The organism is Sphingobacterium sp. UBA3519 (assembly GCF_002377215.1).
GTDB classification, from domain to species: domain Bacteria; phylum Bacteroidota; class Bacteroidia; order Sphingobacteriales; family Sphingobacteriaceae; genus Sphingobacterium; species Sphingobacterium multivorum.
This window is the reverse complement of sequence record NZ_DFPI01000036.1, coordinates 1-7,266: the sequence shown is the minus strand read 5'-3', so window position 1 is coordinate 7,266 and position 7,266 is coordinate 1. Positions and strand designations below refer to the sequence as shown.

Genomic DNA, 7,266 nt, shown 5'->3' with positions numbered 1-7,266 from the left:
CGTTATTGTATTCGATTCCACCTACATAATCCCTGGTCGTGGTAATGATATTCGGCGAAGTTCCGATCTTGGACAATTTCTGAAGTTTTATTCCGGTAGCATCGTAAACAAATGCCACATCAACCCCTGCTTTTTTCGCCGTTTGCGGCAGGTTCAGGTAATTGTACGTAAACGACATACCCAAACGGTCAGTTTTCGCATTACCGTTGGCATCATACGTGTAGCTGCCTGTTAATCCACCGCTCAGGCTCATCAGTTTATTGCCTGTATAGCTATAGGTGGTCACGGGAAGAGCATCACGCTTAAGGGTCTTGATGTTGCCCATACCAAGATCATCGTAATCGATTACCTCAGCTATACTCGCCGTACCGTTCTGACCGTTACTACCGCTGGTCAACCTGTTCAATTTATCATATTGATAGCTGAAAGTATTGGATAGGGCAGCATCGTCTCCCCACAACTGCTGGCTGATATTACCGTTCCACTGCGGATTTGTACCGTCCTGGTATTTCAGCTGCTGACTGAATTTCGGAGACGTGCTTTTACTGAGCCAGCCCCGCTCATTGTAGCTATACGTAGTGCTATTCACAAAGGAACTCTCCGTGCCTGCCTTGCCCACGGCTTTACTTTTCAGCTGGCCGATCTCATTATAGCTATTGGAAACTAAAATCACCTCGCCCTGCGATCCGATCCGCTCCTTTGTTGAGACCAATCTGCCGACATGGTCATAATCATTGCTGGTAACAATGGTTGTTGCAGCCCCTGTCGCTGGCGTATGTACACGTGTACTGGTTTTCAGCTCTCCAGGAAAAGTATAGGTATTGGTCACATAATCCGTTCCATCGAGATGGTTCTTTGAAGCACGCTGGATCACCCGCCCGTAATCATCGTAATACATTACCGTCAGCAGCGGCTGGCTGCCATCTGTCCTGTATACTTTAGTACCCGTCTGCAGGGACTTGATCATCGGACTTTTTGTGATCCCGATGGCAGGTAGTGTTGTCGCTCCGGTAAATAAATAGTCATCGTAGTAATTGACCTGTAATATGGTCATATTGTCCGTATTCTGAGGGATGGTATTGTTCGTATACCCTTCTATCGCACTACCCCGATCTTCCCACATCGGCCCTGTAAAGTCGGACAAAGCCTGCTGCAGATAATCATGATTATCGCCGACGTGGCCTCTCTCAACACCGGTCATCACCACACGGCCGAATGCATCATATTTCGTAAAACTCCACTCCTCACGCTTGAGCTGCTCGGAATCACGTGTGAATACCACCTGGTCATTCCTGTTGTAAACAAGATATTCCCAGCCTTTGCCGGGAATCTTCTTCTTGATCACTCGCCGACGTCCGTCGTATTTAAAGGCATAAACATAGTTGTCAAAATTTGCAAATGTCGCATCAGTAGAAAGCTCACTAACACTCGTTCCCGTCACTGCAGGAGGGATTACATAACGCAGGTCTCCAAAGTCATCGTAAACATAATAGGTATTCAGCGCTTTGCTCTCGTTCTCCCACACCCGCTTGAGAACAACACGTCCGTCAAAATCTTTATACTCGTCCACCGAACCACTGCGATCGGTCGTATTGACAGTATTCTCATCCCGGGTGGTGGTACGGTAGAGTTTTCCCGCTGAGTAGTTCGTCGTACCGCTGGCTCCGCTCGCCGTTACCGTCCATAGCTTTACAACATCAAGTCCCGTAGCCGTATTGGTACCATAACCTGTTTTTACTGTATGTCCGGTACCCAAGACTGCCAATGGCTGCCAGGCTGCACCCGGTGCCCCCTGTTCCAGAATTCGGTTCAACGGACTGTTCTCAAAGACCGTGACTGCATAGGGGTTGCCTGTCTTCACCGCTGCAGCATCCCAGCCTACCCCATCTTTGTAAAAATCCGACTGTGTCGATTTTGCTGAAGCCCGGAAACTACCATTGCCTGACTTCTCGCCATAGGGCAGATATTTCGTCGACTCACGACCAAACCCGTCATATTCAATATGCTGGACGATATCCTTATACGTTGGACTGGCCATTAGCTGCACTGTCTGGCTAGGCCTTCCCAGCCCATCAAAGTACTGGATACTCTGGTTCTCATCTCCGATCGTACGCTGGGCGTTCAACGTGGCAAGTGTCACACCTGGGCTGCGGAACGTCTTGGTCATTATATAATTCTGGCCGGCTGTAGGAGTACTCACAAGATTCTGAAAGCCCACAATACTGATCGTAACAGTTTTGCCTGCCGCGGGGGCAGGGATGTGAAAGCCATTCTGGAGTGTAATGCTCTTGAGGGCCTGGATATTCGTCTGGTTGCTATAGGAACTCAGCGAGGTATCCTGCGGGAGCCGCTGTCCCTGTACTGCAACAAACCCGAATAAGGATATCAGTGTTAAAAAGTTCTTTTTCATAATCAATTAGGCTTAGTTGGAACGGTAATGGTAATCAAAGGACCTGTTTACATGGTTCAGGTGGTCAAGTACCGCCTGCAAGCGCTGCATACCGTCGTAGGTATAGGTCTCCTTGATTCCTCGAGCATCCGTCTTACTGGTCATACCAACCAAGGGCTTATAGGTATACGTTGTCACCATCGCTTTAGCCAGTCTGGAATCACTGCGCAGCTTATCTGATGCATTTTTGATCAAGGTCTCCATACTGGACTCGGTCTGACTGCTGTTCAGGTTGTCAATTGTAGCTTGGGTAAGCACAGCCACAACTTCAGCATAGGTCGCATTCTTGATTTCAATAATTGGATATTGGCCACCATAGCCCCAAAGATAGGTTACCGTTGGATTGTCCTGTTTTTTTATTTCTTGTAGATTACCGTATTTATCGTAAGAAGGGAAAGTGAAACGTTCACTAACTTCAGTAGGTTTCAAGACTTCAGCCTTTTCAATAAATACGTTTTGAGAAAGTGTTCCATATTGTTTATGATAGGAAACACTCTCTTCCAATAATTTCTCAGAACTGCCGTTCACTTCATATTTTTTTGTGCGTACCGGTCTACTCACGACATTATTTAAGATCATCCAAAGCCGTGCATTTTCATTTACGCCAGTAAAAACTGCATCCCCAGGATATACGTATTTATATCTCGTTGTCCTTCCCGTGCTTAAACTCTGGTCACTCTGAATTAAATCACCTAGAGCATTATAGAAATTCGTCGTTGAAGATTGAGTATTACCTATGGATGAATATGTTGTCTTTTCAGTATTTAATAAGTTACATTTTAAACGGGTAAAAGTATAAGGATAATAACCAGGATATTCTATCGTACCTGTAAATGCCCCACCATAAGTTTCGTCATTGTCAACTCTTTTCAAATTATAAAACACTTGATCACCTGGAGTCAAGTCGTAGTCATTGGAAGTCTCCCGGAGAGAATCAAGCTTATTATTTTTTAATAAGTAAACAGTTTCTTGCATAATCTTTCCGTTTTGCACCATGAAGGATTGTCCCGGCGGATAAGGATGTGTATATGAATTCTCGTCTGGTAGATTTATATAATCGTACTTTACCAGTGTCGTATCGTTATTGCTTGTCATCATTTCATACACCCGATCGTAACCAACTGCCGAAGAGCTTTGAGATGTGGCCTGCGTACTTGGCGAAGCAGATATTTCTACATAATAGTTTAAACCTATCTGATTGTTCTGAATATGGGAAACATGGTTTATTACGTTGTTAAAGTTATTGCCGCCAAAAAGTTTTCCAGAAGATTTCTGACCAAAGCGATCGTAAGAATAATAATATTTTTTGGCAAATGCAATAATACCTGGCGCTGAGTAATCTTTAGTCTCACGGATTCTTAGTCCTCCTACTTTATTTTTAGTCGGATCCTTTTTCTTATACCACCTCAATTCACATACGAAATTCATATAATTAGGAGGATCCTGGTTAAACTCCGCCTTTATCTCGTAATCTCCATTAGGAAAATAAGCATTGCTAAAACTATAGTAAAATAAACGAGAAACATTAGCGTTGGAAGCTGATAACCCACGAATCCGCAATGATGCCCCCATAGTACCTGCAGGTACTCCTAAATCCATCACATCAGCAGATAATAATGCTCCTCCGTTTATATTATTGTTAATAAAAGGATCAAAACTATTATTTATCGTGAAATTTCCAACAAATGTCTTTTGAGGAGGAAAAACTGGTTCTAAATCTTGCCACAACTCTTCAGCAGAAAGAAACAGTTGCTGTTTATCATAACCCGACGGAACTTTCATATCAAATGTTTCATTATTTTCATAAGTATATTCACTGCTGCCTCCATTAGGATATTGTACCTTTTTAAGTATACCAAATTGAGAGTATCTTTCATTAATTAAACGATCTGCCCCTTCGATGTTCAAATTTTCATCCTGTCCGGGTACAGTTATGATACTAGGCCCTATTAAATTGGCATTTGTGGTCGCACCGTTATAATAGCCCCACCAATCCTGTGCATAAGAAATCCGAGAAGAAGGTATCGAATTAGTTTCATAATTAAAACGATATTTCTGACTAAAATTACCGGTTGAACCTATAATGTTTACACTATCAAGAAACATCCATTTATTTGAACGGTATGTTGCTGTCGACGAACCTGCTATATACGAGTACTGAAAATCAGTTTGCGAAATTACGTTATCCCTAAGATCAGAAATGATCACTTTATTCAAACTATACCCACCTACTAAATCCTCTCTTTCCGCTATGTTCTTAATAAATTTGATCTTTCCACTATCATAGGTTATAACAGAGGGGATATACGACTTGACTAAACTCGTCAAAAAAGAAAAATTATCATTTAAATTACCATTATTGTTAGGGCCAAATTGTATATATTTTAAGTTAGGTCCTATGCGATAACTCAATTGATTTTCTAGCGTGTAATCAATTTGAATGCGACTAGTTTTAGTTGAATTTTCAATCTTGCTGGGTAACCAGGAGTTCACCGTCAATTTACCTGGACCAGTTCCACTCAATTGGGAAGTTTCTCCTACCGAAAAAGTATATACAATACCTGAATCATCAATTACAGTAAACGAATTTGTATTCCGATCATAGACAATTTTTATATCTGTTATTTCCTCTGTTAAAAATGTGTTTGATATTTGGTCATAAAAAAATCTTCCAGAAAAATTATTCAAAGATAAATAAAACACATCTGCTTCGGTATCTACAGGATTAGTCGCTGATGATGTTTTAAAATCATTATACAGAGCAGAACCTTCGAAATTATTGACATAGTATTCCATCGTACGACCTTGGTATCCTTCAATATATCCTCCGGGTTCCTCGTCTGGTAAACCCCGGACCTGTCTGCTGATCATTGGCAATCCCGACAGATTCCAACCCAATCCTACCCACGAGGCAATATCTTCTACCTTGTTTCCACCAGAATTGTATCCTAAAGATAGATTTAGTGACAATCCTTTGGAATCAATATGCCAAATAGGTATACTCAAACCGATCTGACCAGTATATCCGTTTACAGAGGACTGATTATAACTTAAAAGAGAAGCAGCATTGGGACTTAAAAAGGTAGGTTCATAGCCTTTATTCTGTGCAAGGACCTGAACTGAGAAACATCCCAATACCAACAGTATGGCCTGAAAACCAAAATAACGTAAAATTCGCATTCTAAAAAAATAATAAGGTTAGTTAAATCCGCAGATTAATTTTCAACAAGTTAATGTGGACTAGATAATTTGATACAAAAGTATTCAAATTATCGTTAAGCAACAATAGCATTTATCAAAATTCAATTGTATCCAAAATAAATTTTAGGAGTCGATTTCGGAGTTGCACCCATAGATTGGAATTGTAAGAAAGTTTTGTACAAATTGATCTTTGGGTGCATCTTTTTGATTTTCACCATCAGTATCTACCCAAATGTGGTAACGTTCAAAGTTCATGATAGACAAGTACGAGCGCGGTGAGGCCGTCCCCTCACTCCTGCGGCTTTATTAGCAGCAGCATAATCAGCGACTCTATTGACCGTAGGTTTTATCATGACATCACTTACCACATCTTTATTATATAAGTTATTTGAAAAGTTAGGAACCCTGTCCTATCAAAAGGAACACCTGTTTTATCTTTTCTCTATATAACAACAAACCCATCCACTCTATTAAATCGATAACCTTTATTTATTTCCCAACAACGCTATCTTCTCCGCTTGTCCTTCAATCTTCTCAGCCTGTTTTTTCATTTCATTATTCATTTGAATAAGCTGTAAAGTCATTTCCTCTACCTTTTTAAGCAATAGTAAATTCATCTCGGCCAAATCGAGCCCGTCAGCTTGGATCTGTTTAGCCGAAGGTATCTCAGGCAAATGTTTATTTGCTTTGACATAGCTTTCAATTTCCTCGAGACTCTTTAAATTATAATCAGGTTCAAAAACATAGTCTGGCACATTGATATCTGTTTTAATCTTGATTTCTTTTGCCAGAATATTGCCTTCAACAGCCAATTTAGCCTGCGGATTACTAGTTCCGATACCGACATTCCCCCCCGGCATCACGGTCAATCTAGCAGCCCCAAAACCACTTCCATGAAAACCATCTCCACCATCCTCCATAATATTAAACGTGGTTGAATTCTGGGTTCCGCCAATGGACCATTGCTTTGCGCGGTTACGGTAACTGAATAACAATTTTGGATCATCACCAGCCGCTTTATCGGTTACTAAAGCTAAGGCATGCCCCCAAGACTGCTCACCATTTGAACGGAAAACTCCCGTTGAAATATTTCCTAAAGGTGGCTGAACATCCAATCGAGTTCGGGGAACTGAACTACCAATACCAAGATTTCCTTCACCAGTGAATAAAAAAGTGGATTTAATTAACGGAGTACTCGAAAAGTATATTGAAGCTAAACCAGTTCCTGCATCAAAATGACTTCGTATACGAGTTAATTCTTCTCCGTTTGCTTTTTGAAACACAATATCCCCAGCGTCTGCAGGATTTTCCTTAGCACCTTTAAAAAATAGATCTCGTCCATTCGTCAAATTAATACCTTCAAAAGAGGTTTGCGCCTGAACTTGATACAGCTGAAAACTAGCAACAGTCAATAAAGTTGCGAGCAACGATTTTCTTTTCATAATTGATAACTCCTTTATATTTTTTTGATTAATTCACGCGTAATTTCGGCTTACTTTGTCGATTCCAACTTTTCAAGTCTTTCCATAATCCGGTTGATTATTTTATCTTTTTCAATTAGGTGTAAAGTCATTTCTTCTATTTCCCTGAGCAATCACTTGCGTCCTAAACGTTTA

The 7,266-nt window shown here is 41.0% G+C and carries 3 protein-coding genes; all 3 read right to left on the bottom strand.

Annotated features, from left to right (window positions below):
* The coding region (locus B3297_RS22785; RefSeq protein WP_286779543.1) for a DUF6443 domain-containing protein at positions 1 to 2,410 on the bottom strand (2,410 nt) is incomplete at its 3' end.
* A 12-nt stretch (positions 2,411 to 2,422) separates the two neighbouring features.
* Entirely contained in the window at positions 2,423 to 5,629 is a 3,207-nt protein-coding gene (locus B3297_RS22780) for a hypothetical protein (protein ID WP_286779542.1), read from the bottom strand.
* A gap of 506 nt (positions 5,630 to 6,135) precedes the next feature.
* Positions 6,136 to 7,092: a hypothetical protein gene (locus tag B3297_RS22775; RefSeq protein WP_286779541.1), complete on the bottom strand. Its 957-nt coding sequence runs from the start codon at positions 7,090 to 7,092 to the stop codon at positions 6,136 to 6,138.
* Between the last annotated feature and the right edge of the window lie 174 nt (positions 7,093 to 7,266).